The organism is Amnibacterium flavum, assembly GCF_003097495.1.
In the GTDB taxonomy this organism is placed as follows: Bacteria; Actinomycetota; Actinomycetes; order Actinomycetales; family Microbacteriaceae; genus Naasia; species Naasia flava.
This window is the reverse complement of the sequence record NZ_QEOP01000001.1, coordinates 1,174,157-1,201,000: the sequence shown is the minus strand read 5'-3', so window position 1 is coordinate 1,201,000 and position 26,844 is coordinate 1,174,157. Positions and strand designations below refer to the sequence as shown.

General features: G+C 69.6%; 24 protein-coding genes. 11 read left to right on the top strand and 13 right to left on the bottom strand.

The genetic code is table 11. From position 1 onward, the window contains the following. Window positions 1–42 precede the first annotated feature (42 nt). Complete coding sequence (gene mtrA / locus DDQ50_RS05570; RefSeq protein ID WP_116755667.1) at window positions 43–735, bottom strand: MtrAB system response regulator MtrA; 693 nt, start codon at window positions 733–735, stop codon at window positions 43–45. Window positions 736–832: 97 nt separating this feature from the next. On the opposite strand from mtrA, the gene DDQ50_RS05565 reads away from it, so the two are divergent. The 5 genes from DDQ50_RS05565 to DDQ50_RS05545 all read left to right on the top strand — a co-directional run bounded on the left by DDQ50_RS05565 (window position 833) and on the right by DDQ50_RS05545 (window position 6,271). After that, on the top strand, window positions 833–1,990 hold the full coding sequence (locus DDQ50_RS05565) for a DUF7847 domain-containing protein (RefSeq protein ID WP_133245921.1): 1,158 nt from the start codon (window positions 833–835) through the stop codon (window positions 1,988–1,990). Continuing rightward, entirely contained in the window at window positions 1,987–2,649 is a 663-nt protein-coding gene (locus tag DDQ50_RS05560) for a DUF4129 domain-containing protein (RefSeq protein WP_240614242.1), read from the top strand. Before DDQ50_RS05565 ends, DDQ50_RS05560 begins: the two co-directional genes overlap by 4 nt. Then, window positions 2,646–3,869, top strand: coding sequence for a DUF4350 domain-containing protein (locus DDQ50_RS05555; RefSeq protein WP_116755665.1), 1,224 nt, complete (start codon window positions 2,646–2,648; stop codon window positions 3,867–3,869). The genes DDQ50_RS05560 and DDQ50_RS05555 overlap by 4 nt, the downstream gene beginning before the upstream one ends. 49 nt (window positions 3,870–3,918) lie before the next feature. Next, complete coding sequence (locus tag DDQ50_RS05550) at window positions 3,919–4,872, top strand: AAA family ATPase (protein ID WP_116756112.1); 954 nt, start codon at window positions 3,919–3,921, stop codon at window positions 4,870–4,872. A 79-nt stretch (window positions 4,873–4,951) separates the two neighbouring features. After that, on the top strand, window positions 4,952–6,271 hold the full coding sequence (locus tag DDQ50_RS05545; RefSeq protein ID WP_116755664.1) for a DUF58 domain-containing protein: 1,320 nt from the start codon (window positions 4,952–4,954) through the stop codon (window positions 6,269–6,271). 399 nt (window positions 6,272–6,670) lie between these two features. Here the strand turns inward: DDQ50_RS05545 and DDQ50_RS05540 are convergent, their stop codons facing one another. Beyond that, window positions 6,671–7,666, bottom strand: coding sequence for a stage II sporulation protein M (locus tag DDQ50_RS05540; RefSeq protein ID WP_116756111.1), 996 nt, complete (start codon window positions 7,664–7,666; stop codon window positions 6,671–6,673). A 16-nt stretch (window positions 7,667–7,682) separates the two neighbouring features. Here DDQ50_RS05540 and DDQ50_RS05535 point away from each other — a divergent pair, with 16 nt between their 5' ends. Further along, window positions 7,683–8,519 carry an RDD family protein gene (locus tag DDQ50_RS05535; RefSeq protein ID WP_240614241.1) on the top strand — a complete coding sequence of 279 codons (837 nt, stop codon included), beginning with the start codon at window positions 7,683–7,685 and terminating at the stop codon, window positions 8,517–8,519. A gap of 16 nt (window positions 8,520–8,535) precedes the next feature. Here DDQ50_RS05535 and DDQ50_RS05530 read toward each other — a convergent pair whose 3' ends face one another. Further along, window positions 8,536–9,153, bottom strand: coding sequence for a DUF2510 domain-containing protein (locus DDQ50_RS05530; RefSeq protein WP_116755662.1), 618 nt, complete (start codon window positions 9,151–9,153; stop codon window positions 8,536–8,538). A 74-nt stretch (window positions 9,154–9,227) separates the two neighbouring features. Continuing rightward, entirely contained in the window at window positions 9,228–9,440 is a 213-nt protein-coding gene (locus DDQ50_RS05525) for a DUF3499 family protein (RefSeq protein WP_116755661.1), read from the bottom strand. Between the two features lie 47 nt (window positions 9,441–9,487). Here DDQ50_RS05525 and DDQ50_RS05520 point away from each other — a divergent pair, with 47 nt between their 5' ends. Beyond that, window positions 9,488–9,928, top strand: coding sequence for a metallopeptidase family protein (locus DDQ50_RS05520; protein ID WP_116755660.1), 441 nt, complete (start codon window positions 9,488–9,490; stop codon window positions 9,926–9,928). Between the two features lie 65 nt (window positions 9,929–9,993). Here DDQ50_RS05520 and DDQ50_RS05515 read toward each other — a convergent pair whose 3' ends face one another. The 4 genes from DDQ50_RS05515 to galE form a co-directional block, all read right to left on the bottom strand. Then, window positions 9,994–11,499 (bottom strand): DUF5719 family protein, encoded by a 1,506-nt coding sequence (locus DDQ50_RS05515; RefSeq protein ID WP_116755659.1) that lies wholly within the window; start codon window positions 11,497–11,499, stop codon window positions 9,994–9,996. Further along, window positions 11,489–14,497 carry a glycosyltransferase gene (locus DDQ50_RS05510; protein ID WP_116755658.1) on the bottom strand — a complete coding sequence of 1,003 codons (3,009 nt, stop codon included), beginning with the start codon at window positions 14,495–14,497 and terminating at the stop codon, window positions 11,489–11,491. Before DDQ50_RS05510 ends, DDQ50_RS05515 begins: the two co-directional genes overlap by 11 nt. A 100-nt stretch (window positions 14,498–14,597) precedes the next feature. Then, window positions 14,598–14,921, bottom strand: coding sequence for a WhiB family transcriptional regulator (locus DDQ50_RS05505; protein WP_116755657.1), 324 nt, complete (start codon window positions 14,919–14,921; stop codon window positions 14,598–14,600). A gap of 218 nt (window positions 14,922–15,139) precedes the next feature. Beyond that, window positions 15,140–16,102 (bottom strand): UDP-glucose 4-epimerase GalE, encoded by a 963-nt coding sequence (galE, locus tag DDQ50_RS05500; protein ID WP_116755656.1) that lies wholly within the window; start codon window positions 16,100–16,102, stop codon window positions 15,140–15,142. Between the two features lie 246 nt (window positions 16,103–16,348). Here galE and DDQ50_RS05495 point away from each other — a divergent pair, with 246 nt between their 5' ends. Then, a complete protein-coding gene (locus DDQ50_RS05495) occupies window positions 16,349–17,371 on the top strand; it encodes a GlxA family transcriptional regulator (protein ID WP_116755655.1) in 1,023 nt (340 codons plus the stop codon). 186 nt (window positions 17,372–17,557) lie between these two features. Next, window positions 17,558–17,734, top strand: coding sequence for a hypothetical protein (locus DDQ50_RS17225; protein ID WP_165829711.1), 177 nt, complete (start codon window positions 17,558–17,560; stop codon window positions 17,732–17,734). Here DDQ50_RS17225 and manA read toward each other — a convergent pair whose 3' ends face one another. Beyond that, window positions 17,735–18,985 (bottom strand): mannose-6-phosphate isomerase, class I, encoded by a 1,251-nt coding sequence (manA, locus tag DDQ50_RS05490; RefSeq protein ID WP_116755654.1) that lies wholly within the window; start codon window positions 18,983–18,985, stop codon window positions 17,735–17,737. It lies immediately after the preceding gene. Between the two features lie 119 nt (window positions 18,986–19,104). On the opposite strand from manA, the gene DDQ50_RS05485 reads away from it, so the two are divergent. Next, on the top strand, window positions 19,105–20,286 hold the full coding sequence (locus DDQ50_RS05485) for an acyl-CoA dehydrogenase family protein (protein WP_116755653.1): 1,182 nt from the start codon (window positions 19,105–19,107) through the stop codon (window positions 20,284–20,286). 121 nt (window positions 20,287–20,407) lie between these two features. Further along, the gene (locus DDQ50_RS05480; protein ID WP_116755652.1) at window positions 20,408–21,208 is read left to right on the top strand and encodes a polysaccharide pyruvyl transferase family protein; all 801 of its coding nucleotides are present in this window, start codon (window positions 20,408–20,410) and stop codon (window positions 21,206–21,208) included. A gap of 4 nt (window positions 21,209–21,212) precedes the next feature. On the opposite strand, the gene DDQ50_RS05475 is transcribed toward DDQ50_RS05480, so the two are convergent. The 4 genes from DDQ50_RS05475 to DDQ50_RS05455 all read right to left on the bottom strand — a co-directional run bounded on the left by DDQ50_RS05475 (window position 21,213) and on the right by DDQ50_RS05455 (window position 26,840). Further along, complete coding sequence (locus DDQ50_RS05475; RefSeq protein ID WP_133245920.1) at window positions 21,213–21,794, bottom strand: YdcF family protein; 582 nt, start codon at window positions 21,792–21,794, stop codon at window positions 21,213–21,215. Continuing rightward, window positions 21,791–23,344, bottom strand: coding sequence for a right-handed parallel beta-helix repeat-containing protein (locus DDQ50_RS05470; RefSeq protein ID WP_116755650.1), 1,554 nt, complete (start codon window positions 23,342–23,344; stop codon window positions 21,791–21,793). The genes DDQ50_RS05475 and DDQ50_RS05470 overlap by 4 nt, the downstream gene beginning before the upstream one ends. Continuing rightward, window positions 23,344–25,632 carry an Ig-like domain-containing protein gene (locus DDQ50_RS17220; RefSeq protein ID WP_116755649.1) on the bottom strand — a complete coding sequence of 763 codons (2,289 nt, stop codon included), beginning with the start codon at window positions 25,630–25,632 and terminating at the stop codon, window positions 23,344–23,346. The genes DDQ50_RS05470 and DDQ50_RS17220 overlap by 1 nt, the downstream gene beginning before the upstream one ends. 137 nt (window positions 25,633–25,769) lie before the next feature. Then, a complete protein-coding gene (locus tag DDQ50_RS05455; protein ID WP_165829710.1) occupies window positions 25,770–26,840 on the bottom strand; it encodes a glycosyltransferase family 4 protein in 1,071 nt (356 codons plus the stop codon). Between the last annotated feature and the right edge of the window lie 4 nt (window positions 26,841–26,844).

Genomic DNA, 26,844 nt, shown 5'->3' with positions numbered 1-26,844 from the left:
GGGCGTGCCCGACTCATGACCGTGCCGGGCTCATGGGGGATCTCAGACCGCGGCGCCGGCCCGGTAGCCGACCCCTCGAACCGTCGTCACGATGCGCGGGTTCTCGGGGTCCTTCTCGACCTTGGCGCGCAGACGCTGCACGTGCACGTTCACGAGCCGGGTGTCGGCCTTGTAGTGGTATCCCCACACCTGCTCGAGCAGCATCTCGCGGGTGAAGACCTGCTGGGGCTTGCTCGCCAGGGTGTGCAGCAGTTCGAACTCGAGCGGGGTGAGACCGATCCGCTCCTCACCGCGGCGCACCTCGTGACCGGTCGCGTCGACCGTGAGGTCCCCGATCTGGAGCAGCCCGTTCTGGGCGACGATGGGTCGCAGACGGGCGCGGATGCGGGCGATCAGGACTTTCGGGTCGAACGGCTTGACGATGTAGTCGTCGGCGCCCGTCTCGAGGCCCTTGACGACGTCGGCCGTGTCGCTCTTCGCCGTCAGCATGATGATGGGTGTCCCCGACTCGGCGCGGATCTGCTCGCAGACCTGGATGCCGTCGAGGCCCGGCAGCATGAGGTCGAGCAGCACGAGGTCGGGCGTCGAGGAGCGGAACGCGGCGAGCGCCTTCGCACCGTCGGCGCAGAAAGTGGGCTCGAGTCCGTCGCCGCGGAGCACGATCCCGATCATCTCTGCGAGAGCCGGGTCGTCGTCGACGACGAGGATGGATGGGCCGGAGGACGTGTCCGTCATGGTGCTGGAAACAATAACCGATAAGCCCTGATCCGGGGGCGGATGACCGGGCGCGCGCTGATGGGCGGCTTCGGGCCGCCTATGCGAGCATTGAGGCGTGAGCGATGCGCAAGGCGGCGGCTGGCAGTCGCCCGGAGGAGACCCGGACGATCGGCCGCGATACGGAGGCTACGGCCCGAGCGCGCCAGGAGCTGAGCCCGCCCCGGTATCGCCCGTGGTGCCGGGCGCCGTTCCGCCCGTCGCTCCTCCGCCCGGTGCGTGGACTCCCCCGCCCAAGCCGGGACTCGTCCCGCTCCGTCCTCTCGGCTTCGGCACGCTGCTCGGAGCTCCGTTCCGGGTGCTGCGTCATAGCCGCGCGATCGTCGGCCTCGCCCTTCTCCTCCAGTTTGCGGTCGTGATCGTCGGCGGTGGCCTACTCGCCGCCGTCATCTTCGGCGGGCTCAGCCGCATCACCGATTTCCAGGACCCCGACCAGGCGCCCCTGGTCATCGGCACGATCAGCGGCGGAATCCTCGGCACGCTCGTGGTCGGGCTGTTCAACCTGATCGTGACGTCGACCCTTCAGGGCTTCGTGGTCGTCGATGTCGCGGGCGCTGTCCTCGGGCGACGCTCGACCCTCAGGGAGCTCTGGCGACGCGTCCGCTCCTACATCGTGCCGCTCGTCGGGTGGTCGATCGTCGTCTTCGTGGCCGCGGGCATCGCGATCGCGATTCTGGTCGGCATCATCGCGGTCGGCAGTCTCGGCTCCTCCGACGCCCTCGTCGTCACGATCCCCATCGCCGTGGCCCTGGGGCTCGGCTTCGTCGTACTCGGCGTGTGGGTATCGGTGCGCCTCTCCGTCCTCCCCAGCGCGCTCGTGCTCGAACGACTCAGCCTGGGCGGCGCCATCGCCCGGTCGTGGCGACTCACCCACGGGCACTTCTGGCGGACCTTCGGTGTCCAGGCGCTGATCACCGTCATCATCTCCGTCGCCTCGCAGATCGTCGCCACCCCTCTGTCCTTCCTGCCGCTCCTCGGGTACGTCATCGATCCGAACGGGCAAGGCGCCGCGGTGGTCATCACCGTTCTGAGCTCGATCCTCAGCGTCGTCGTGTCGCTCGTCGTCGGCACCATCTCGAGCATCGTCATCTCCGCTGCGGTCGCCCTCATCTACATCGACCTGCGGATGCGCAAAGAGGGGCTCGATCTCGTGCTGCAGGCACACGTGGAAGAGCCCGTCGAGGGTGTCGACCCGTACGCCCCGGGCGCCGCGTGACGATCGCCGCCCTGGCCGCCGCGGCGCTGCGGAGCGTCCCGGTCGACCCCGACGCCGATGAGGGGCGGCGGCTCCTGACCGACGAGCTCAGCAAGAACGTCTACCAGGAGGCCAAACCGACCTGGTTCGACCTCCTGTCGCAGGCGGTGTTCGATTGGTTCGCGCCACTCCTCGACTCGGCGAACGGCGCGGGCGGAGCGATCGGACTCGCGGTCGCCGTCGCCGCCATCGCGGCGCTCATCGTCGCGGGCTTCCTCATCTTCGGCAGGCCGAGACTCGAGAGGCGGCGCGCCGGAGCCGGCGCGCTCTTCGGCAGTTCGGACGAGCGGACGGCCGACGAGATCCGTGGCGAAGCGGAGCGCCTCGCACGCGACGGCGACTACACGGAAGCGATCGAGGAGATGTTCCGGGCGATGGCCCGCGGACTGGACGAGCGCACGCTCGTCGACGTGGTGCCCGGGACGACGGCCGGGTCATTCGCCCGCGACGCCGCACGCCCATTCCCCGATGAGGCGGAACGACTGCGGGCCGCCTCCGCCGACTTCGACCGCGTCCGCTACCTCGGCGGTTCGGGATCCTCGGAGCGCTACGAGGCGATGGCCGACCTCGAGAAGCGCCTCCGCACCGCGCGGCCCGCGACCGCGGAGGCACCCGCGTGACCTCCCCCACCACGGCGACGGCGACGCCCGCCGTCGCCATCACCCCGACGACACGGCAATGGCTCCGGTCGTGGCGCTTCTGGCTGGTGGCCGGCATCGCGGTCGTCGTCGCCGCCGTCGGATCGACGCTTACCACCGCGTCCGTGGGCGATATGACGCCGTTCGGTTCGCAGAATCCCGGGCCGACGGGCGGAATGGCGGTCGCCGAGGTGCTGCGGCAGCAGGGCGTCGACGTGATCGACACCGCCTCGTTCGCTGACGTGACGGCCTCCTCGGCAGATCCGGCCTCCACCACGCTCCTCGTCGACGACTCCGACGGCCTCCTCGACGACCAGCGGATCGCGGATCTCGGCGCCGTCGCCTCACGCCTGGTGCTCGTCGCGCCGACCGCCGCGCTTCTCGAGGCCTACGCTCCCTCGGTCAGCTACGGCGGGGTGCCCGACGCCGACGGCTCCCTCGACGCGGCCTGCGACCTGCCGGCCGCCACCCGCGCCGGTTCCCTCACCGCGAGCGGATCCAGCCTGCAGCCGTCGGGTTCCGGCTCCGAGGCGACCTTCTGCTTCGCCGACGCCGACGGCCGCTCGCAACTGGCTCAGACCACCGACGGCGAGCAGACCGTCACCGTCCTCGCCGAGTCGACCCCCTTCCAGAACGAAGGGGTCACCAGCGCCGGCAACGCGGCGCTCATCCTGGGGGTCCTCGGCGAGACGCCGACGCTCATCTGGTACCACCCGGGCATCGGCGATCTCGACCTCGACGCCGCCCCGACGGGCGCTGACCTGACCCCGGGCTGGGTCACCCCCCTGATCGTCCTCCTCATCGCCGTGTTCCTCGCCGGAGCGGTCTGGCGGGGACGACGCTTCGGCCCCCTCGTCGTCGAGGACCTGCCGGTCGTCGTGCCCGCGAGCGAGACCATCGAAGGTCGCGCCCGCCTCTACGCCCGGTCCGCGTCGCGCCTGCACGCACTCGACGCCCTGCGCATCGGAACGGTCTCGCGCCTGGCGACCGCCCTGCGGCTGTCGCGGACCGCGACCGTCGAAGAGGTCTCCCGCGCTGTCGCCTCCACGCTGCGACGGCCGCTCGCCGAGGTGCGAGCGCTGCTGGTCGACGACGACCCGCACCACGACGCGCAGCTCGTGGAGTACGCGGAACGGCTGCTGGTCCTCGAGCGGGACGTGGCCGCCGCGCTCCGCGTGAACGGCGACGGGACAGCACGATGACAGGCCTCACCGACGCGGTGCGCGACAGCATCCCGAGAGAATGGACGACATGAGCGACGATCTGCGGCAGCGACTGAGCGATGTGAGGACCGAGGTCGGCAAGGCCGTCGTCGGGCAGGACGGAGCGGTCACCGGGCTCATCGTGGCGCTCCTGGCGCGCGGACACGTGCTGCTCGAAGGCGTTCCCGGCGTCGCGAAGACGCTGCTCGTGCGCTCTCTCAGCGCCGCGCTGCAGCTCGACACCAAGCGCGTCCAGTTCACGCCCGACCTGATGCCGGGCGACGTCACCGGATCGATGATCTACGAGGGCAGCACCGGACGGTTCGTCTTCCGCGAGGGGCCGGTGTTCACGAATATCCTCCTCGCCGACGAGATCAACCGCACCCCTCCGAAGACGCAGTCGGCACTCCTCGAGGCGATGGAGGAGCGACAGGTCTCGGTCGACGGGCAGACGCTCAAACTGCCGTCGCCGTTCCTCGTCGCCGCGACGCAGAACCCGATCGAATACGAGGGCACCTACACGCTGCCCGAGGCGCAGCTCGACCGGTTCCTGCTCAAGCTGGTGCTCGACCTGCCTCCGCGCGACACCGAGTTCGAGGTTCTGCGCCGGCACTCGGAGGGCTTCGACCCGCGTGACCTGGGCGCGGCGGGCGTACGGCCCGTTCTCTCCCCCGGCGAGCTCGAGGCGGCCCAGCGCGCCGTGACCGCGGTCCGCGCCTCCGACGATGTGCTCGGCTACGCGGTCGACGTCGCACGCGCGACCCGGGCCGCGCCATCCGTGCGCCTCGGCGTCTCACCCCGCGGTGCCGTCGCTCTCCTGAACGCGGCCAAGGCGTGGGCCTGGCTGCAGGGCTTCGACAGCGTCACCCCCGACCACATCCAGGAGATGACCCTCCCCGTCCTGCGGCACCGACTGCAGCTGCGTCCCGAGGCCGAACTCGAGGGCGTCTCCGTCGACGCGATCCTCCGCTCGGTGCTCGCACAGGTGCAGGTGCCGATCTGATGACCGCCGAGATGCCCAGTTCGGCCGCTTCGGTGACGCTGGAAGGGGCGGAACTGGGCAACTCACGGGGGTCTGCGTCGTGAGCCTCTCGGGCCGGTTCGTCGTCCTCGTGCTCGTCGGGGCCGTTCCCGTCGTGCTGGCCGGTGACAACGCGGGCTGGGTGCTCCTCGCCTGGCTCGTGATCTCCGTGCTGATCGCCGCGCTGGACCTGATCCTGGCGGCATCGCCGCGCCAGGTTTCGCTCGAGCGGTCGGTCGCCGCGCGCCTCCGACTCGGCGAGACCACCATCTCGACGCTCAACGTGCAGAACCTCGGGCGGCGCCGCCTGCGCGGGCTGCTCCGCGATGCCTGGCAGCCGTCGGCGGGAGCGACCGCGAACCGTGTCCGCATCGACGTCCCGACCGGTGAACGCCGCAGGGTCGAGGTCGCGCTCACCCCGTTCCGTCGCGGCGAGCGGAGGGTGGAGCAGGTCACGATCCGCTCCTTCGGCCCCCTGAGGGTGGCCGCCCGACAGGCGACGCTGTCGGCGCCGGGCTCGGTGCGGGTGCTCCCGCCCTTCCTGTCGCGCAAGCACCTGCCGTCGAAGCTCACGCGGCTGCGCGAGCTCGACGGGCGCACGAGCATCCTCCACCGCGGGCAGGGCACCGAGTTCGATTCGCTGCGCGACTACGTTCGCGGCGACGACGTGCGCTCCATCGACTGGCGCGCCACCGCCCGTCGCAGCAGCGGGTCGGGTGCGGGAAGCCAGGTGATGGTGCGCACCTGGAGACCCGAACGGGACCGCAGGGTCATCGTCGTCATCGACTCGGGGCGCACCTCTGCCGCGCGGGTCTGTGACGAGCCACGACTTGACACCGCGATCGAGAGCTCGCTGCTGCTCGCCGCTCTCGCGAGCCGAGCCGGCGACCGCGTGGACCTTCTCGCGTTCGATCGGCGGCAGCGGGCTCGGGTGCAGGGCGCTACCGGCGCGGATCTGCTCGCGCGCATGGTCGACGCGATGGCACCCCTCGAACCCGAGCTCATCGAGACCGACTGGGCGGCGATCCCGGGGCAGGTGCGCACCATCACCTCGCAGCGGGCCCTGGTCGTCCTGCTGACCTCCGTCGACTCGGTCGGCACCGCCCGGCCGCTGCTGTCAGTGCTCCCGCAGCTCACGCGTCGGCACACCGTCGTCGTCGCGTCGGTGCTCGACCCCGGCGTCGCGAAGGACACCCTCTCGCGCGACGGGCTCAGCGATGTCTACCGCGCCGCCGCATCCGAGCGAGCACTCCTCGACGGGGAACGCGTGGCGGCCGCCATCCGTCAACAGGGAGCCGACATCGTGACGGCTCCCCCGGCCGACCTGCCGGTCGCCCTGGTCGACCGCTACCTGGCGCTGAAGGCCTCGGGCCGGCTCTGACGCGGGCGCACCGCGCCGCCACCTCCCGCCGAGCCCGGCGAAGCGCAGGCACCCGCCGCCAACCCGCCGCCGCCCGCTGAGCCCGACGAAGCGCAGGCACCCACCTCCACTGCGCCCGCTCATTTCGACAGGCTCAATGGGCGGGCTCTCCTCCACCCCGCCCCCGCCCGCTGAGCCCGACGAAGCGCAGGCACCCGCCTCCACTGCGCCCGCTCATTTCGACAGGCTCAATGGGCGGGCTCTCCTCCACTCCGCCCGCTCCGCCCGCTGAGCCCGGCGAAGCGAAGGCACCCGCCGCCAACCCGCCCGCTCATTTCGACAGGCTCAATGGGCGGGCTCTCCTCCACTCCGCCCGCTCATTTCGACGGGCTCAATGGGCGGGGTCCGGTGATGTGCGCGTCAGCCGGCGACGATGCGGCGGGCTCCCGACTCGAACTCGCCGAGGTCCCCGGTCTGGCCGGCCCGCCATGCGCGTCCGCCGACCCAGAACACGTAGAACCAGAAGCCCGCGAAGGCAGCGCCGCCGATCGCCATCTTCGCCCACCACGGGAGCGTCGACGGGGTCACGAAGCCCTCGATGATGCCGGAGACGAACAGTGCGATGACGAGCCCGATCGCCACCGTGAACAGGGCCCGGGCGTCCTCGGCGAGCGCCTGGCCCCGCGTGCGGGCACCCGGGGCGATCCACGCCCAGAAGATCCGGAGCCCCGCGGCGGCGGCGACGAACACCGAGGTCAGCTCGAGCATGCCGTGCGGGAGGATGTACTCGAAGAAGACGTCTCCGCGGTCGTAGGAGAACATGACACCCGCCGCGGTGCCGATGCTCTGGGCGTTGCTGAAAACGACGTACGGCACCCACACTCCGGCGATGCCGAAGGCGACGCATTGGGCGGCGATGAACGCGTTGTTCGTCCACACCTGTCCGGCGAACGATGCGGCGGGGTTCTCGCTGTAGTAGCCCGTGAAACTGTCGTTGACGTAGGCCTGCAGGTCGGCGTCGTCGCCCATCGTGGCGAGAACACGCGGGTCGCCGATGATCCAGAGGGCGTACAGGGCACCGATGACGATCGTGACGAGTCCGACGATGATCGAGAGCCAGCGGATGCGGTACAGGGCGGCCGGCAGCTGCGCCCCGAAGAACGTCGGCAGCACACCGAGCGGGTTGCCCGTCGCACCCGTGAACCTCAGCCGGGCACGCGAGAGGGTGACGGAGAGGCGGTCGCCCAGAACGGTGGAGCCGGCACTCGTCTTGATCGCCGACAGCTGGGCGGCGCCCGACCGGTAGCCGTCGATCAGTTCGTCGGCATCCTGCCCGTCGAGCCGGCGCTCGCGGGCGAGGGCGTCGAGGCGCTCCCACTCGTCGCGGTGCGCGGCGGCGTAAGCATCGAGGTCCACGCCTACGATGATAGGCATGGCCGCCGGGACCACCCCTCTGGACGACGACGAACTGATCGTCGGTGAAGCGGTGGCGCTCGATGTGCGTCCCGCGAGCGTCCTCATGCGTGGAGCGTCGGCGCTCATCGACTTCCTCGCGACGGTCCTGGTGCTGTTCCTGTTCTTCTTCGCGGCGCAGTACGTCACCTTCTTCAACACCCTCGACCAGGCGCTTCTCACGGCTCTGCTGATCGCACTGCTCGTGGTCGCTCTCGTGATCGTGCCCATCGTCGTCGAGGTCACCACCCATGGCCGCTCACTGGGCAGACTGGCGCTCGGTCTGCGGGTGGTGCGGGATGACGGCGGCGCGATCGGTGTGCGTCACGCCTTCGTCCGCTCGCTCACGGGACTGCTGGAGATCTGGCTCACTCTCGGCGGGCTGGCCGCGGTCGTGGGGCTGCTGAATGGTCGGGGCAAACGACTGGGCGACCTCCTCGCGGGGACCTACGCGCAGGTCGAACGGGTGCCGCGACCGATCCCGTCGGTGTGGGGCGTGCCCGTGTCGCTGACGTCCTGGACTGTCATCGCCGATGTTGCGCGGCTGCCCGACCCGTTGGCGAGGCGGGTCTCGTCGTTCCTCGGGGGCGCCGCCAAGATGACGCCGGATTCGCGGCGGCGGCTCGCGGGCGCACTCGCCGACTCGGTCGCCCGATACGTGTCTCCGGTGCCGGACGCCGATCCCGAGCTGTTCCTCGCGGCCGTGTCGGCGATACGTCGCGAGCGCGAGAGCGAGGCGCTGCGACTCGAGCGCGACCGGATGGAACGCCTCGAACCGGTGCTGCACGCGCAGCCGCACGCGTTCCCCGAACGCTGACAGCCCGGACCGGGAGCTACTGCGGGAGCCGGTTAAGGTCGGAGAGGTCGACGCCCTCGAACGCCACGGAGACAGCGCTCGACACCACCACGATCGCGACGATCACCGACACCACGACAACCGCGATGAAGACGAAGAGCGGTGCGAGACCCTGGTGCGCCCGGCGACGGAGTACGACCGTGCGACCGATGATGTAGACGGGCGAGAGGAATTGCCAGGCCCAGTGGAACGGCCTGACGATGCCGAGCTTCTTGAGGGCGTTCCAGTCGAGGTAGGCGAACAGGACGCCGGCGGCGAAGAGAACGAAGCCGAGCAGCTGGCTGATGAGGTAGCCAGGGCTCGCGAGCTGGCGCAGCATCGCCGCCGGATCATTGTCGAGGCTCGCCTTCATGTAGGCCGTCCAGTCGATGGCGAAGACGCTCACGAGGCTGAGGAGCGGCGACAGGACGAGAAGCCAGACCCACAGGGTGTTCGTGTTCGTGCCCTCGGGCAGCGGAGGCTGAACGGGCGGCCCGCTCTGCGCGAGGGGCTGGGTGTCCGCCGTCCACTGCTGGCCGTTCCACCAGCGGAGTTGGGCCTCGCCCGAAGGGTCGGCGTAGAAGCCGGGGGCAGCGGATGACGTCGCGTCGCTCATGGCGCGATCCTAGCGAGCCCGGTTGGCCGAACGCACATTGACCCGCTCGCTTCTCCGCTGATCGGGCGGCTGTTTCAGGTGCCGGGCTCCACGGCCGAGTGGCGGAGCACGATCCACCCCTGCGGCGCCGACAGGCGTTCGGCGTGCTTCTCGCACAGGTCGTAGCTGTGCGGTTCGGCCTTCATGCTGAGGGGTCCGAGCACCGCCATCGAGTCGGCGTACACGTAGGTGAGAGTGGCCACGGCCTCTTCGGCGCAGTTGACTCTCGAACACGGGCGTCTGCTCATTGCGGCTCCAGGATATCCCCGGTTCGCGCCGCGGGTACCATGGCCGCATGGCTCGTTCCCGATCCGCCGGCGGTCGCGCTCGAGCGCCTCGTGCGCGTGGACGCGATCGCCACGGCCGCGGCCTGCGCTCGTCGGTCGCGGGCCCCCATCTGCCGATGCTGCGAGGCCGCCTCGACGTCTTCGACGATGCCGTCGCCGACACCGCGGAGTATCTGCGCGGACTGTGGCCCGAGCTCGATGTCGTCAGCTACGAGGTGGCCGGCCTGCCCGCCGTCGTCACCGATCGCGGCCTCGAGAGGTGGCACGTCGACGCGGAGAAGAACCGCATCGTGCTCTATCGTCTGCCGATCGAGCGCATGACGAAACTGCACGTCAAGGACGAGCTGCACCTCCGCATGGTGGTCGAGGGCTGCGTACTCCGGGCCACCGGTGAGTACCTGGGCCGCGACCCGTGGGACCTCGCCCCGGAGCGCTTCCGCGAGCACTGACGCAGGCACTCACGCGAGCACTGACCCGACCCGCTCGTCGCTTCGGCGACGGAGTATCGGCCGGATCAGCGGTAGACGGTGATCGCGCTCGCCAACGGGTTCGCGGGGCGCACCGCGGTCGCCGCCAACTCTCCGTCGCCGGCGTAGGTCACCGCGGCGACGATGTCGGAGGCTCCGCTCAGCACATAGGGCGCGCGCTGGACCAGATCGACGCTCACGGTCGATCCTGCGGCGACCTCGATGGTGCGCGTCTCCTGGCCGGGCGCGCTGAGCTCCAGGGTGGCGGCCTTCCCCGAACCGGCGGTCATCGTGAGGCGAGGCGACGGGGCGCCCGCCGTGGCGAAGGTCACCACATCGGGGAGCTTCGGCGACGCGACGAACCAGGCGATGTCGATGCGCTGACCCGGCGTGAAGGTCACGTCGCCGTCGCCGCCGACGATCTCGAAGCTCGCGTCGCTGCTCTCGTCGATCTCGGCGTCGGGATCGGGCGCGGCCACGGTCGCCGCGCGAACCGCAGCGACGACCGGGACGTTGGCCTGCACGGTCACCGAGTACGTTCCGTCTCCGAGACCGTCGACGGGGATGTCCACTACGGACCCGCCATGCGCGTGCGCGTCGATGACGACACCGTCGACCCCCACGGTGTCGCTCGTCGCGCCCACGGTGATGTCGGCATCCTCCGCCCCGGGCACGAAGACCCTGACGACGGTGCCGACGTCGACGGAGCCGCCGATGTTCATCCGCTCCGCGGCAGCGGCAGCCGTCGTGATGCGCACCCCCGGGATGATCTGCGTCTCGGAGGGCCCCTCCGTCGACGCCGTGAGCTCGACACCGCCGGCCTCGAGGCCCCGGACGATGCTCTGCTGGAGTGTCGGAACCACGAGCCCGCCCGAGCTGTCGACGCGCACGGCGAGTGCCGCGGCCCCCGGCGCGAAGCCGGCGAGCGAGAACACCCGTTGGCTGGCCGGCGGGATGATCAGGTCGGTGAGGCCGGGAGCTGTGACCTCGCCGTCGCCGGTGAAGAGCCGCACCTCCGCGGTGGACGGCACGGCGGACGGATTGGCGAGGAGAAGCAGGGTCGTGCGGCCGGTGTCGGTCGCGCCGCCGAGCAGCCAGCTTCCGGCTGAGCTCTCGCGGCAGTCCGAGACGGCGAGACCGCGGAGATCGGGTTCGGCCACCGTCTGCGCCTGTGCCGCCGACAGCGCCTGGTCGACCGGTGCGGGAGGAGCGGTCACGAGGGTGGAGGCGGCGCCACCCGTGGCCTGCGACACGTCGACATCGACAAGGGGCGCTTGCGAGGATCCGGGGCTCGCGCCGACCACCTGAGACCCGACGGAGGTGATCGTTGTGGCGTTCTGCCCGCTGAGGTCTCCGAAGCGCAGGAGCGGCCCCGGGCAGACACGCTGCTGGTCGACGGACGCGGGGACGACCTCGAGCCCTGACGCCTGCCCTGCCGCCGACGATTCGGGCGCAGGCAGGATGGCGGCGGCACCGATGATCGCCGCACCGGCGGCGAGGGCGACGACGCCCGCGCCGATACGTGTGCTGATGCGCACTGCGTTACCGACCATGATCGCCTCCTCGACGAGCTCCGACGAGTTCGGGTGATGGCGTGACGGGGGCGGCGTGCTGGGTCTCCTCAGGGGAGGCATCGGCGGCGGGGGCGTGACGCGCGGCTCGCGGATCCCGCGGCGGATCGACGCGGCGTCGGAGCCCGGAACCCCGTCGTGCACCGCGTTCGGGTCGGACCCGCTCAGCGAGACCACCCGTCGGCAGCGCGAGCAGGAGGGTGGCGAGCAGGACGAGCAGCTGCGAGCCGAGAACGATGACGCCCAGCTCCGAGCCGAGCGGCCCCGGGCCGGTCGGAGCCGCAGTCGGGAGTCCGGTGTCGAGACCGACGTAGCGCCACAGCGTCCCGCGATCCGTCGTCGTGACGGGGGTGAACAGGGCGTTGCCGTCGAGCGCTGCGGCGACCCGGTCGCGCACGTCATCCTGACCCGCACCGGCAGGCGCCAGCAGCACGAAGCCCACTCGGAGCGCGTCGAGGTCGGACGCCGCGTCGTACCCGCTGCGTGAGCCGAGGTTGCCGGCGAGAACGGCGACCCGCTCGTCATCGGACGACAGCGCTCCGACTCGCGAGGTGGTGTAGAGGGTGCTCTGCTCGTCGAGCGTGTTCCCCGCACCGCGCTCGAGTCGCGCGGCGATGCCCGTGCTCGTCGGAGCGATGACGAGCGTGCCGATGGTGGGGTCGCTCGCCGCCTCAGCGGACACGAGGGCGGGCACCGTCGACGAGGTTCCGGGGAGGGCAGCGCCCCCGAGGACCGCGGTGACGATGAGGGGCACGGCGGCCGCCGCGATCCCCGCACCGATGAGAGCGCCGCCGACGCCGCGCACCGTTTGCGCGACCGTGGACGCTCCGGCATCGAGGGCGCACACCGCGGCGGCGGTGATCCCGAGGAGGTAGAGACTCAGCCCGCTTCCCGCCCAGACGGAGACGGGGTCGCCGCCGGTCGTCGCGACGACGAGGCGGCCGGCCAGCACCGCGGTGCCGAAACCGAGCGCGGCGACGCCGAGGGAGGCGATCGCCAGCGGCGAGCGGGGAAGGAACGGTGCCGCGATGGCGGCGATCAGGAGGGGCAGTGCGAGAACCACCGCGATGAGGATGCCGCTGGCGTCGAGGCCGAGCGATGCCGCGAGCGCGTTCCAGGGTGCGGCCGCGTCGCCCGGGAACCCGGCGAGGAGGGACGCGGTGCCCCCGGGACCGCTCGCACTTCCGCCCGAGCCGATGGCTACTCCCGGGTCGGCGAAGATCGCCAGCGGTGTTCCGCGCAGAGTCTGCTGGATGGCGAGTGGCAGGAAGAGAGCGGCCGCGGGAAGCGGAAGAGGGAGCAGGCGGTGCCAGCCCCGGCCGCGGCGACCGGCGACGGCGAAGCCGAGGACCGCCACGATCCAGGCCGCGAGCAGAGCCGGGATGAGAGACGGCGCAGCGGCGGCCACCGCCGCGGCGAGGAGACCGGACGTGGCGGACGCCGCCCACGACCGTCGAGCGCCCGAGAGGGCGAAGACGAGCCAGGGAAGGAGCAGGTGCGCGAGCACGGCGCCGAGACGTCCCTCGGCCAGGGCGACGAGGAACATGGGCGCGAGGGTCCACACCGCCGCGGCGAGCAGCCGGAGGCCGGGGCGGGGAGTCACCCGGGCCGCGGCGAGCCACGAGCCGAGGGCTGCGAGCGGGAGCGAGCAGAGGTAGAGGAGGACGATCGATGTGGAGGGCGCCCACGCGGTCAGGGTGCCGAGGGTCGCGAGTAGCCAGTCGAAGGGATCGGCGACCCCCATGAACCCCGCGCCGACGCCGCGCCACCCGTAACCGAGGTCGTTCCACAGTTCGGCGACTCCCCCGAGCGGGAGCAGGCCGGCCGCGGCGACGGTTCCCGCGCCGAAGAGGCGGAACTGCATGACCAGCCCCACGACTGCCGCGGCGACCACGGTCCAAGCGCCGCCGGTGGCGAAGAAGTCGAGGTCGTAACGCCCCGAGCGGCGCAGATTCGTCGCATCGTCCCGCGCGAGAGCGCGTCGACGGCGGACTTCCGGCCACGGGAGACGGAGCGGGGCGATCGCGCCCCATCCCGCTGAGCGGTTGCGCGAGATGCGGCGGCGGGCCGCGGCGATCGATCCGCCGTGCCCGAACGCGACCGCGAACGCCGCGCCGAACTCGCCGAGCACGCGACCCGGCCGCTTGCTGAGCAGCTGACCGATGGCGCGAACGAGGGCGAGCGGCACGAGGCTCACCCAGTGCAGCGGAACGGCCCAGGCGGGCGCGTAGGAGAGCCGACGATGGAGGGCGGCGACGCGGACGAGGCGGGCTCGCTTCGAGCGAGAAGTGCGGGCCCCCAGATGAGCCGTCCCCGGCGCCCGCCTTCCGGCCGACAGCACACGGGCCGCCGGGACGAGGACCACGCGGTGTCCGGCCAGTCGGGCACGGACGCAGAAGTCGAGGGCATCGTCGACCGCGGGCAGTCCGAGGTCGAATCCGCCGAGCTGCTCCCAGAGCAGCCTGCGCACCAGCATGCCTCCGGCCGCCACGGCGAGGACATCGCTCTCACGGTCGTACTGGGCCTGATCCAGCTCAGGCTCCGCGATCTCCACGGCGGTACCCGACGGGGTCATCGTCTCGCCGAACGAGTACAGGTAGTCGGGCTCCGCCCACTGCATCTGCTTGGGCCCGGCCACCGCCACGGACGGCGAGATCTCGATCTCACCGAGGAGCGCCTGGAGGGCTCCGGGCTCCGGCGCGCTGTCCGCGGCGAGGAGCCACAACCACTCGCCCTCGCCCTGCGCGGGAGCCATCAGCCGCGTCGCCGAGAGGACCGCCTCGCCGAACCCGAAATGATCGGGACCGACGACCCGTTGGACATTCGGGGGCAGAGGTGCACTGGATCGAGGATCCGCGCCGAGCTCCACGACGATGATCTGGTCGGGAGTGCGGGTCTGATCCGCGAGCGCTGCGAGGGTGTGGCCGAGGTACTCGCCCGCCTTACGGGCGACCACCACTGCTGTTACAGATCCACGCACTCTTCCACGCTACGTGCCGATCTGACGGCACCTCATGTGACACGCGCTGGCTGCGCTTATCGCCAGCACCGCTGACGTCGCGCTGTCGACGAGCGACCCGTTAGACGGCCTGCTTGCGCAGTTTGCGGCGCTCGCGCTCGCTGAGCCCGCCCCAGATTCCGAAGCGCTCATCGTTCTGAAGCGCGTACTCGAGGCACTGAGCCTTGACCTCGCAGCTCGTGCAGATCTTCTTCGCCTCGCGGGTCGAACCGCCCTTTTCGGGGAAGAAGGCCTCGGGGTCGGTCTGCGCGCAGAGCGAGTCCGCCTGCCACGCCAAGGCATCGTCGTCGGCGTCGGCACGCTTGCGCACACCGGGTACGCCAAGTCGGACCGGGTCTACGAACCAGTCTTCAGGTACCCCGGACCTGATCTCCGAAATCGTCATTGCAGAAGTCTCCCCATGCACGGGCGAGCTGGGTGCTCGGATGTGCGTTGCAATAATTACACCGGTGTCATTCGGGTTCGTCAAGGGGCGGAAACCTAGACCCTGGTCTCGGGGATGCAACTCGAGGCGCGCCGTTAACGACTGCGAAACACAGTGCACGATCAGCTGCACACAAGCTATGCACAGAAAAACGTTCAGCTAGAGGATGAAGGTCCGCGTCATTCCGCGGATCGGCGTGCATCCCACGCGCTGCGGACCATCTCGTCGAGGTCGTGCCTCATGGTCCAGCCGAGGTCGCGCGAGGCCCTGTCACCGGAGGCAACAATTCTCGCAGGATCGCCCGCTCGGCGTGTCGCGATGGTCGGCTCGAAATCGATCCTCGTGACCCGCGCCATCGCATCCATGATCTGCCGAACGGAGACCCCGTCGCCGCTGCCGAGGTTGTAGACCGTCTCGATGGCCTCGCCGGTGCTCAGGCGAAGCGCGGCTGCCGCGTGCGCCGCCGCGAGATCGGCCACGTGGATGTAATCCCGCACGCAGGTGCCATCGGGAGTCGGATAGTCGTCGCCGTTGATGCGAGGGACGTCGCCGCGGAGGAGAGCCTCGAAGACGAGCGGGAAGAGGTTGTGCGGGCTCGCGTCGTACAGGTCGGGATAGCCCGAGCCCACGACGTTGAAGTACCGGAGCGACGTGTGCTTGAGGCCCGTCGCGACACCCTGATCCCGCAGCAGCCATTCGCCGATGAGCTTCGATTCGCCGTAGGGGGATTCGGGCCCCGTGGGGGTCTCCTCCGTGACGAGGTCGACGTCGGGACTGCCGAAGACCGCGGCACTCGAGGAGAAGACCATCTTGTCGACGCCGCGCGCCTCCATGGCGCCGAGCAGCACGGCGGTGCCGGTGACGTTCTGCGAGTAGGTGAGCAGGGGCTTCTGCACCGAGACACCCGCGTACTTGAAACCCGCGAGGTGCACGACCCCTTCGATCTCGTGATCGTCGATGAGGTTCTCGATCAGCTCGCCGTCGAGGATCGAGCCACGGACGAACGGGACGTCGGATGGGACGAAGTCGCGGATTCCGCTCGACAGATTGTCGAGGACCACGGGCGCGAGCTCGGCCTTCTGGAAAGCACGGACGACGTGCGCCCCGATGTATCCGGCTCCACCGGTGACCAACCACGACATCCGTTCAGCTTATCGACGCCGCGGATCCTCGATTTCACTCCAGTGGCTGCGGGGAGATCCGAGTCGGGTGGGACGGGGATCACCTTCGAGCGCGAGGAACGTGAGGGCGATCGCGACTGCGGACAGAAGAAGGAGAACGAGCAGCAGAATGAACATGGCACAAAAGCTATGATCTAGAAAATACTGCCACGAGTGGCAGTATCGTCAGTGTCCGTTCATTTCGTGCCACATCACCCTGGAGCAGTCTTGTTGAAGAAGGTCGCGGTCATCGCTCTCCCCGGTATGGCCCAGTTCGAGTTCGGGGTGGTCTGCGAGGTCTTCGGGCTCGACCGGACCGACATGGGCGGCCCTGCGTTCGACTTCCACGTCGTCACAGCCGAGCCCGGCCCCGTTCCGGTCGCGCACGGCCTGACGATGATCGTCGAGGAGGGATTCGACGCCGCCGCCGACGCGGACCTCATCGCGATCCCCGCCTATTCCGTCCCGCGCGGCGAGCGCAGCACGGCCGGTCTCGCGTCGGGTGAGAGGTTCACCTCCGGCGGGTTCGACGAGAGGGTGCTCGACCTGATCCGCTCGACGGCGGCGCGCGGCGCCTACGTGCTGAGCGTCTGCAGCGGCGCGTTCCAATTGGCGGAGGCGGGCGTGCTCGACGGCCGTCGGGCCACGACCCACTGGATGTACGCGGACAAGCTCGCGACCCGCTATCCCGCGATCGAGGTGGACCCCGACGTGCTCTTCGTCGAGGACGAGAACATCGTCACCGGAGCCGGCACCGCTGCGGGCATCGATGCGGCCCTGCACATCGTCCGCAAGGAGCTGGGCGCCGCCGCGGCGAACGTGATCGCCCGGCGCATGGTCGTCCCGCCGCAGCGCGACGGCGGCCAGTCGCAGTACATCGCGCAGCCCGTGCCCGAGACGAGGTCCGACTCCTTCGCCGACGTCGTCGACTGGATGCTCGAGAACCTCGGCCAGGACCTCGGCATCGAACAGCTCGCCCGCAAGGCGCTGATGTCGACGCGGACCTTCGCAAGGCGCTTCCGCGCCGAGATCGGCGCGACCCCCGCGGCCTGGCTCAACCGGCAGCGACTGATCCGGGCCCAGCAGCTGCTCGAGGAGACCGACACCCCCCTGGAGCAGATCGCTCAGATCACGGGATTCGGGTCGGCCGCTGTGATGCGTCACCATTTCGTGAAGGTGCTGAAGACGAGTCCGCAGGCGTATCGGCGCACTTTCAGCTACCTCGACGAGCCGGCGCTGAACCGCGTCTGATCCGATCGGACGTCGAAAGGAACGCGGACACCGCCCCATGTAGCCGACCGTGGCGTGGCGGATATCCCGCGCCGGTGGCGATTGGCACCGGAATGCCCCCCATTACCGCTGAAATTCAGGCATTTCAGCGCGACACACCCATATTGGGGGTACTTGCCGGGGGCACTAAGGGTGGACCATTACTTCATGCTTTGGGGGCTCGTAGCAGTAGTGATTCTCGTGTGGGCGGTGATAGCCGTGCTACTCAGTGTCGTGATCGGTCGCGCGGTGCACATCGCCGAGATCGATCGGGGGGATAGCGAATTCATTCGATCCCTCTCGACCTACACACCGCCGTCGACGCGCGAGATCGTCGCCGGCTGATCAGCGGTTCGCCGACGCGACGAACGCGATCCCGGATCCGCTGAAACGCAGGACTTCTTCGTCGGGGGTGACGAAGACGGCCTCGCCTCTCCTGATCGTCGTGCTCGAGCGCGCTCCTTCGACGGCCAATTCGCCTTCCGTCACCAACACGATGGCGGGACCCCGGGGAGCGAACTCCGCGAATTCGGCACCGGTGTTCTGGTAGCCGTGCAGCGCCCCGGCATCGCCGACGGCGATCCGGGCGAGCGCAAAATCGGGGACATCGGGTCGGAACACCTCGACGCCGGGAGCGACCTCTTCGGAGGTGAACAGCGGCGGCGGGAGCGGGTCCCAGCGGACCACCCTCACGAGCTCGTCGGAATCGACGTGCTTGGGCGTCAGGCCTCCGCGCAGGACGTTATCCGACGCGCCCATGATCTCGACGGCGAGTCCTTCGAGGTAGGCGTGAACATTGCGCGCCGGAAGGTACACCGATCGGCCCTGCGCGATCGAGATGCGGTTGAGCAGCAGGGCGACGAGGATCCCGGGGTCGCCGGGGTGACGTCGGCCGAGGTCCGCGAGGGTGGCGTACTCGCGTGCGAAGCTCGAGTTCGAGGGCATGCGATCACTGGTCTCGGCGATGGCGGCGATGAGCGCGGCCGCCGAGTCGCTGCCATCGAAGCCCCACTCGACCGCGTTCTTGAGCGGGTCCTCGCCGGCAAGGACTCGGCCGAGGGCCTCGAGAGGCGGCCTGTTCTTCTCGGAGAGCACCGTCGCGGTCGCGACGAGCTCCGCGACGAGCATCCGGGTCGTCGCGATCTCGCGGAATCCGGCAAGAACCTCGAAGGTGGGGCTGAGCGCCAGGGTGAGTTCGGGCTTGGCCAGTCGGTCCTTGTAGTTGCGGTCGGAGGAGTCGAGCGGGACTCCGGCCTCATCTTCGCGGGCGAAGCCCTCCTCGGCCTGTTCCGTCGACGGGTGCGCCTGGATGGAGAGGGGCGCATCGGCGGCGAGGACCTTGAGCAGGAAGCTGAGCCTGTCGTCCGACCGGTCGACCCCGAGGGTGGTGTCGGGATCTGCAGCGATCCAGGCGTCGAGGGTCTCGTAGCCGCCCACCGAAGCCGGGTCGAGGATGCGCGACGGCGATAGGCGGTGGGCGCCGAACCAGAGCTCCGCCTCGGGCCCCCCCGACGGGGTGGTGCCGAGGAGCTCCGCGATCGCAGTGGTGGAACCCCACGCGTAATCGCGGGGGGTGTTGGTGATGCCCACAAACATGTTCCGTCTCCTCGCCGTCGGCTTATCCCAACCTACCAATCGGGTTTGTGCGTCTCCCCGAGGCGATTAGCCTCGGTGCGGCCGATGGCGTTGCGGCCGAACCGAGCACTGGAGCGAAGATGACGGATTACACCCCGCTGGTCAGCGATTTCTACGGCTACAGCGAAGCGCTGGCCGACCGCGAGAAGGCGGTGCTCGCCGATCTCCGCGACTATCTCGAGCGTGACGTCCGCCCCATCGTCGACGACTACTGGGAGCGGGCGGAGTTCCCCACCCAGATCGTGAAGCCGCTCGCCGAGCAGGGGATCTTCGCGATGCCGTGGGAGGAGACGAAGCCGTTCGAGAACTCGGCGGTCTTCCGCGGCTGGGTCGCTCTCGAACTCGCCCGCATCGATGCATCGGTCGCCACATTCGTCGGCGTTCAGAACGGACTCGCGATGGGTTCCATCAGCATCGGGGGCGACGAGACGCAACGTCGAGAATGGCTGCCGAAGATGGCGGCGGCCGACGTCATCGGAGCATTCGGACTCACGGAGCCGCTGTCGGGCTCCGATTCGGCACAGGGGCTGCGCACCGTCGCGACCCGGGACGGCGACGATTGGATCCTCAACGGATCGAAGCGCTGGATCGGCAACGCGACGTGGAGCGACATCACCGTCATCTGGGCCAAGAGCGCCGAGGACGGTCAGGTGAAGGGCTTCATCGTCCCCACCTCGACGCCCGGCTACACGGCGACGAAGATCGAGCGCAAGCAGAGCCTCCGCATCGTCCAGAACGCCGACATCGTGCTCGAGAACGTTCGCGTCCCCGAGAGCAACCGTCTGCAGAACGCCAACAGCTTCCGCGACACCGCGAAGGTGCTCCGTCTGACGCGCGCGGAGGTGGCATGGGCGGCCGTGGGCAACGCGATCGGCGCCTACGAGGCTGCCGTGAAGTACACGGGAGAGCGGATCCAGTTCGGCAAGCCGATCGCCTCGCACCAGTTGGTCCAGAACATGCTCGTGAAGGCGCTCAGCAACATCACCGCGTCGCTCGGCATGGTCGTGCGTGTCTCGCAGCTCCTCGACGAGGGTAAGCAGACGGACGAGCACGCCGCCCTCGCCAAGGCCTACGCCACATCGGCGATGCGCGAGACAGTCGGGCTGTGCCGTGAGGCGCTCGGCGGGAACGGCATCGTCCTCGACCACGGTGTCGCCCGCCACATGGCCGACGCCGAGGCGATCTACTCCTATGAAGGCACGCGTGAGATGAACACCCTCATCGTGGGCCGCAAGATCACGGGCCAGGCCGCGTTCGTCTGACCGTCGAGGAGGTTGGGCGCCTGCACCGCTAGCGTTATCAGGTGCCCAACGCCTCCGGACGACCAGGTCAGACTCCACGCGCCGCTCTGGCGAGCGCTCGAACCCCGTCGAAGGTCGCCTGATGGCGACGGTCGAGCTGTTCCACTGGAACCCCGACGGCCCCGCCTTCCGCGGGCGGATCGGGCGTCGGCTCCCCTTCCGCAAACCGCTGAACAACTTCGGCGACCTTCTCGGGCCCATCATCGTGCGCGAGCTGCTCGCCCGACGTGGGATCGAGGAGTCGGCTGCGGTACGCGACACCACTCTGCTGTCGGTCGGGTCCGTCCTCCAGTTCGCGAACGACGGCGACACGGTGTGGGGAACCGGGGTCAACGGTAAGACCCTCGGCGAGACCCCGAAGTACCGCGACCTCGACGTTCGAGCGGTCAGAGGCCCTCGGACCCGTTCGTACCTGCTCGATCGCGGCATCTCGGTGCCCGAGATCTACGGAGACCCCGGTCTCCTCGTGGCGGAGCTGTGGCCGCGCGAGAAGCTCCCCGCGTCATCCCGCAGGGGCGGCGTCGCGATCATCCCGAATCTCCGGGACCACTCAAGTACGTCCCGCGACCGCCGGGTGGTGGATCCCCGCTCGGATCTCTGGGAGGTGCTCGCGATCATCGCCTCGAGCGACCTGGTGGTCGGATCGTCGCTGCACGGCATCATCATCGCCGAGGCGTACGGGGTGCCCGCACGTCTCGTGAAGCCGACGGTCGAGCCGCCGTTCAAGTACGACGACTACTACGCAGGAACGGGCCGGGACGACTACCGGACTGCGTCGTCGGTGGACGAGGCGATCGCACTCGGCGGAGAGCGTCCGCCCGTCTGGTCGTCCGGGCCGCTGCTGGGCGCATTCCCCTACGACCTGTGGTCGAACAGGGCCTGACCGGTCAGCAGCCCTGCAGAACCGCTGCCTTGGCGAACGCCGCCGTCTGGTACACGTACTCGAAACCCCAATCGGTGAGGTCGTAGCCCGGCTCATCCCCCATGACCGACACTCCGTCCGGAACGCAGCGGTCCATGAGCATCCGTGTCCGAGCGATGTGCGGAGTCGCGGTGATCACGATCGCCGTCGACCAGCCGTTCTCCTCCATCTCGCGGGCCAGGTATCTGGCCTCACCGCGGGTGGTGAAGGGTGCGGGCTGCTCGCAGTGGACGGCCGTGTCCTCCCGGCCGTCGTCGACGCACTCGGGAATCTTGGGGATCCCCTCCGTGGGTGCGGAGACGAGGAGGTTGTCCGAGACGTCGGCGTCGAGCAGCTGATCGGCCATCCGCATCCGCCACGGGTCGACCGGACCGATCACCAGCACGACATCGGCTTTCGCCGGCTTCTCCTCGACGGGGAACACGAAGACCGGCAGGCCCGCGATGACCCACACGAGGACCGCGCCGAGCGCCCCGACCGCGACCCGGGCGAGGGTCCGGACCCGCCGCGACCCTGTTCTCGCCGCGGACACGGGCGACGGGCTCAAGGACCTACTGAGACGGAGATCGGTTCGCTGATCGATACGTTGCCGTTGCTGTCACGGGCGACGGCGACCACCTCGTAGGTGCCTTCGGGAACGCCGGTGATCGGGGCCGACAGAGACCAGATGCCGTCCTCGCCCTCGTCGAGGGGGGCGCTGAAACGTCCCCATGCCAGGCGGACGCTCGTCACCCCGGAGTCGTCGTTCGCCTCGACGGACAGCGAAACGGGGTCGGTCGATGCGAGGGACCAGTCGACGCTCTCGCCGTCGAGGATCGCCACGGTCGGGCCCGTCTGATCGGACGGTGTGGACGGCACATCCACTCCCCCGCCACTGCCGCCGCCGACGGGCGGCCGGGCGGGGCCGGCACCCTCGGGATCATCGGCGCCGGCGAGCTCGCCGCGCATGGCCTGCCCGTCGAAGTCGCGCGCAGCCGGCACTCCTCCACTGGGGTTGATGCTGACTTGGGCGATGTCGACCACGTGCAGGTCGCCGGCGGCCGCGTCGACGACCTCGACGGTACCGACCCGGTTGCCGTTGCTGCCGATCGCGTCGGGGGTCGCGCACATCCCCGTGTTCCAGCGGGCGACGATCGAGTTGGTGATCGCCGAGTCGCAGCTCGACAGGTAGTCGATCACGTTGCGGTCGAACGACGCTCCGGGAGTCGAGGCGATCCTCACCGGACCGTTCAACAGCATGTTGTTGCGGATCACGACGTCTTGGGAGATGTCGAGACGCGCGTCGATGACGGTGCCGACCTCGCAGTCGCTGGATCGCACGACGCAGCCCTGGATGAAGTTGGACTCGATGAGGAGCCCGTCGACTCCGACGCCACCACCGCCCGAGACGATGATCCCCGCGTTGTAGCAGTTCGAGATCGAGTTCGCGCGCACCGTCACCGAGTTCGAGTCGAACACCTGCACGCAGTCCGCGTGCAGCCCGCTCGATCCGTTCTGGTCGAAGTCGCGGATGACGTTGCGTTCCAGGGTGACTCGAGACGAGTCCTTGACCTGGATCCCGTCGATCGAGTGGCCGCCCTCGAACAGCGAGTCGTAGACGCCCACGTCCGTGGACCGGATGAAGGTTCCGCCGCCCGAGACGTGGATGTCCCGGAGCCGTGTGCCCGTCGCGGGGGGATAGACGTAGGTGGTGCCGTTCACGGCGACGCCGGTCCAGGTCACCCCCGGCACGTAGGTGAGGAGCTGGCCGAACACGACAGTGTCGGGCGTCAGCGGCTTGATCGTCACCGCGCCGCGAATCGCAGCCTTGGACTTCAGCTTCTGGACCCCGTAGTCACCGGGGAGAAGCCGGATCTCGCCGCCCGTCGCGGTGTAGTCGATCGCCGACTGGAGCGCGCACGGCTCCGTATCGGAGCAGGTGTCCCCCGACCCGGACGGTGAGGCGTAGTACGCCGAGCCGGCCACGCTTCCGGAGTCGACGGCGAACGCCGGCGCCGCGGCGGCCATTCCGGCCGTCGTGGTCAGAGCACCGATCACGATGCCGATTCCGAACCTGGCGCCCCACGCGCCCTTCTTCAGTCCCCCCATGCCGCGCATCAGTTGCGGATGGTCACGTAGAACTGGGTGCTCGTGGAGGTGTTGCCCGCCGCGTCCTCCGCTTTGGCGGTGAGACCGTATTTGCCGTTCTTGTACAGATTGGTCGGCAGACTCATCGTCCAGGCGCCGCCGGGTTGCTTCTCGCCGACTCCGAGCTGCGTCGAACCGGACCAGAAGGTGACTCCCGTCACCCCGACGTTGTCACTCGCGTCCGCTACCAGGGTGACGGTTCCGCCGATCACTGCATTCGCTGCCGGCGAGGTGACCTTCACTGTCGGAGCAGTCGTGTCAGGACCCGGGGTCGCAGTCGGCGTGGGTGTCGGCGTCGCGGTGGGCGTGGACGTCGCGGTGGGCGTCGGCGTCGGCGTCGCAGTCGGCGACGGCGTCGCGGTGTTCTCTACGTCGACGTAGAACTGGCTCGTGCTCGTGGTGTTACCGGCTGCATCGCTTGCGCGAGCCAGGAGGCCGTAGCGTCCGTTCGGGTAGTCGCGACTGTCGAACGGAACCGCCCAGGTGCCGTCGGCGCGCTGCACCCCGTCGCCCAGCAGGGTGGTGCCGGACCAGAACGAGACCGCGGTGACCGCGGTGTCGTCACTCGCCTCGGCGACGAGCTGGACGACACCAGAGATGGTCGAATTAGGCGTCGGACTCGTCACCCGCACGGTCGGCCCCGTCGTGTCCGGACCCGGCGTCGGGGTGGGGGTCGGCGTCGGAGTCGCGGTCGGCGTCGGAGTCGCGGTCGGCGTCGGAGTCGCGGTCGGCGTCGGAGTCGCGGTGGGCGTCGGAGTCGCGGTCGGCGTCGGAGTCGGCGTCGCGGTGTTGCTCACCGACACGTAGAACGACGTCGAGCTGGCGGTGTTGCCGGCCGCGTCCTTCGCCTTGGCCACGAGTCCGTAACGAGCGTTCGGGTAGGCCCTCGTGTCGACATCGAGCGTCCACGAGGCGTCGGACTGCTTGACACCGTCACCGAGCTTCGTCGAGCCCGACCAGAAGGTCACGCCGGTCACACCCACGTTGTCGGAGGCGACGGCCCTGAACTGCACGGTGCCGGACAGCACCGAGTTAGCCGTCGGCGAGCTGATGCTCACGGTCGGGGGCGTGGTGTCGGCTCCCGAGGTCGGGGTCGGGGTCGGGGTGACCGTCGGCTTCGGAGTCGTGGTCGGAGTAGGCGTGACCGTCGGGGTCGGGGTGGGTGTCGGCGTGGGAGTCGGCACCGGACCGCTCGGCTTGCCGGGAACCGTCGAGACGGCGAACCCGAAGTACTTGCCGGGCGTCGGGTTGGTCAGCGGGTCGCCCTGGAACACACGACCGCGCTCTGCTGCAGCCTGCGCCTGACCCATCACGGTCGCACGGACCTGGGCGGGGGTCTGTCCGACGCAAGCGCCGCCCGGACGAAGGCAGTCGAGGACGACACCCGAGGTGAGGGCGGCCGAGATGCTGGTGCCGGACTGGACGTAACTCGCCTGGTTGCCCTTCTTGAGGGTGTAGGCGCAGACGCCGGGCGCCGAGACGGTGTGCGCACGGTCGGCCGCTGAGACGGCGAAGTTCGACTTGGGAGCGGGGGTGTCGTCCGTGGCCGGGTCGGAGCACGGGCTGGCGGAGAGCCCGCCCGGCAGCCCATCGAAGTCCGCGTGGTTGGTTGCGGTCAGGACCTCGTCGTACTGGGCGGGGACCCAAGCTGCCATGTCCTCTGCGGTGTTGCCGGCTGAGGCGACGACGACGACACCCTCGGCGACGATGTCGCAGACGAGCTGGTGGATCGGGTCGTTGTTGGTGTAGCCGCAGTTGCTGTCGTCGGAACCGTAGGTGGCGAACGACATGTTGGCGACGGTGATGCCCAGACTCTTCGCGTTGTCACGCAGCCAGCGCAGGCCGCAGGTCACCGACTCGGTGCCGCCCTTGTTGTTCTGGTTCATGATCTTGACCGCGTAGATCGGAGCGCCGGGCGCAACACCCACGACGCCCGTGTCGTTGTCCAGGGCGGCGATCTGGCCGGCGATGGCGGTGCCGTGGCCGTTGAAGTCCGTGTAGGCAGGAGATCCGCCCTCGCCGACGCAGTCGACGCCGCCGAGGATGTTGAGGTCGCGGTGCGCTTCGACACCGGAGTCGACGACGGCTACCGCGCCGCCGTCCCACGCGCGGCCACTGCCCGCGAGGACCGGGGCCTTGTTCGCCTCGGTGCCCAGGACCCCGTTCGGAACGGTCTGGTAGGCAGCACTCGCCGACTGCACAGCGAGACCCGACACGATGAGGCCGAGGATGCTGCCGAAGACGACGAGCGAGCGCATGCGTGAGGGTCGTGTGGTCGTGCGAAGCGACGGCGATGCCATGGTTCTCCTGGGCTGGGGGGAAGAGGAGCCGGTGTTCCGGGTTCGGGTATTCCGGAAATGGTCGTCGTTGACCTACTATTCGGGCAGTGTGCCCATTATGGGGTACGACGTGACGGAAGCGCTACCGCTCGCCGGAATGCCGTAAGCGTCGATTCCGCAACTTTCCGCCACTCGAGCTGCGTGAGGTCGGGTCCGTCCGGGTCGCGCTGCACCGAGGTCGTCCATGCGACGGCCTCACCCAGGACGTCACCGGTGAGGTCGCCTCGGTAGGTGAAGACCCACTCGTCCCCGACCATCTCACGGAGCTCCTCCATCGCGCCGATCGCCGGAACGACGACCGGCCGACCCGCCGAGAGGGCGAGGATCGCAGAACCCGAGTTCTGGATGTTGCGGTACGGGAGGACGACGAGATCGGCTGCTCGCAGCCAGGTCGCCATCCGCGCGTCCTCGAGGTAGTCGAGCTCGAGGATCGCACGCGGAAGCTCGGCGGCGCCCTCCTCTATCTCTGCACGCAGCTGAGGGTCGGACGATTTCCCGGCGACACCGAGCACAACCCGATCGTCCGCGAGGTCCCCGACGGCCTCGATGAGCATCGGCACGTTCTTGTAGGCCCGGATCTGCCCGGCGGAGACGACGAACAGCGAATCGGCGGGAACCGCGAGCTCGGCGCGCGCGAGGTCGCGGGGCTTGGTGAGGTCGTAGAGATCCTTGTAGTGCCCGTGCGGGACCACTGAGATCGGCCGGCGACGCAGCTCGGGGTACTCGCGGCGCACGGCAGCGATGCCCGACTCGGTCAGCACGATGACCGCGTCGACGTTGCGCATGAGGAGGCGCCGGTACAGGCGACGGAGGTACGGCGTCGACCGTGTCTCGTGCGCGGTCACGTTGTGCACGGTCCAGACGAGCTTCGTCCCACGGGGGCGGGCCATGGCGAGGAAGCTGTAGAAGAGGACCAGTCGCGCGAAGACGCGCCAGCGTCGATGGCCGGACAGGAAGGTGAGCTCGGGCCAGTGCAGGTGGACGACCTTGGGGGCGAGGAACGCGAGGCCGAGATAGTTGAGGTCGCGCACGACCACATCCCCGTTCGCCATCATCGCCCGGTACAGCGCGGCGTTGTAGGGGTTGGCGTGCTCGGTCCGGAACGCGGGCTCACCATAGATGAGCACCCGT

What these genes read in the sequence shown, in the direction of transcription:
- DDQ50_RS05550 (WP_116756112.1), top strand. Translation starts at nt 3,919, where the DNA reads ATGAGCGACGATCTGCGGCAGCGACTGAGCGATGTGAGGACCGAGGTC.
- DDQ50_RS05525 (WP_116755661.1), bottom strand. Translation starts at nt 9,440, where the DNA reads ATGAGCAGACGCCCGTGTTCGAGAGTCAACTGCGCCGAAGAGGCCGTG.
- DDQ50_RS05505 (WP_116755657.1), bottom strand. Translation starts at nt 14,921, where the DNA reads ATGACGATTTCGGAGATCAGGTCCGGGGTACCTGAAGACTGGTTCGTA.
- manA (WP_116755654.1), bottom strand. Translation starts at nt 18,985, where the DNA reads ATGTTTGTGGGCATCACCAACACCCCCCGCGATTACGCGTGGGGTTCC.
- DDQ50_RS05535 (WP_240614241.1), top strand. Translation starts at nt 7,683, where the DNA reads ATGGCCGCCGGGACCACCCCTCTGGACGACGACGAACTGATCGTCGGT.
- DDQ50_RS17225 (WP_165829711.1), top strand. Translation starts at nt 17,558, where the DNA reads ATGCTTTGGGGGCTCGTAGCAGTAGTGATTCTCGTGTGGGCGGTGATA.
- DDQ50_RS05470 (WP_116755650.1), bottom strand. Translation starts at nt 23,344, where the DNA reads ATGCGCGGCATGGGGGGACTGAAGAAGGGCGCGTGGGGCGCCAGGTTC.
- DDQ50_RS05530 (WP_116755662.1), bottom strand. Translation starts at nt 9,153, where the DNA reads ATGAGCGACGCGACGTCATCCGCTGCCCCCGGCTTCTACGCCGACCCT.
- mtrA (WP_116755667.1), bottom strand. Translation starts at nt 735, where the DNA reads ATGACGGACACGTCCTCCGGCCCATCCATCCTCGTCGTCGACGACGAC.
- DDQ50_RS05480 (WP_116755652.1), top strand. Translation starts at nt 20,408, where the DNA reads ATGGCGACGGTCGAGCTGTTCCACTGGAACCCCGACGGCCCCGCCTTC.
- galE (WP_116755656.1), bottom strand. Translation starts at nt 16,102, where the DNA reads ATGTCGTGGTTGGTCACCGGTGGAGCCGGATACATCGGGGCGCACGTC.
- DDQ50_RS05515 (WP_116755659.1), bottom strand. Translation starts at nt 11,499, where the DNA reads ATGGTCGGTAACGCAGTGCGCATCAGCACACGTATCGGCGCGGGCGTC.
- DDQ50_RS05520 (WP_116755660.1), top strand. Translation starts at nt 9,488, where the DNA reads ATGGCTCGTTCCCGATCCGCCGGCGGTCGCGCTCGAGCGCCTCGTGCG.
- DDQ50_RS05485 (WP_116755653.1), top strand. Translation starts at nt 19,105, where the DNA reads ATGACGGATTACACCCCGCTGGTCAGCGATTTCTACGGCTACAGCGAA.
- DDQ50_RS17220 (WP_116755649.1), bottom strand. Translation starts at nt 25,632, where the DNA reads ATGCGCTCGCTCGTCGTCTTCGGCAGCATCCTCGGCCTCATCGTGTCG.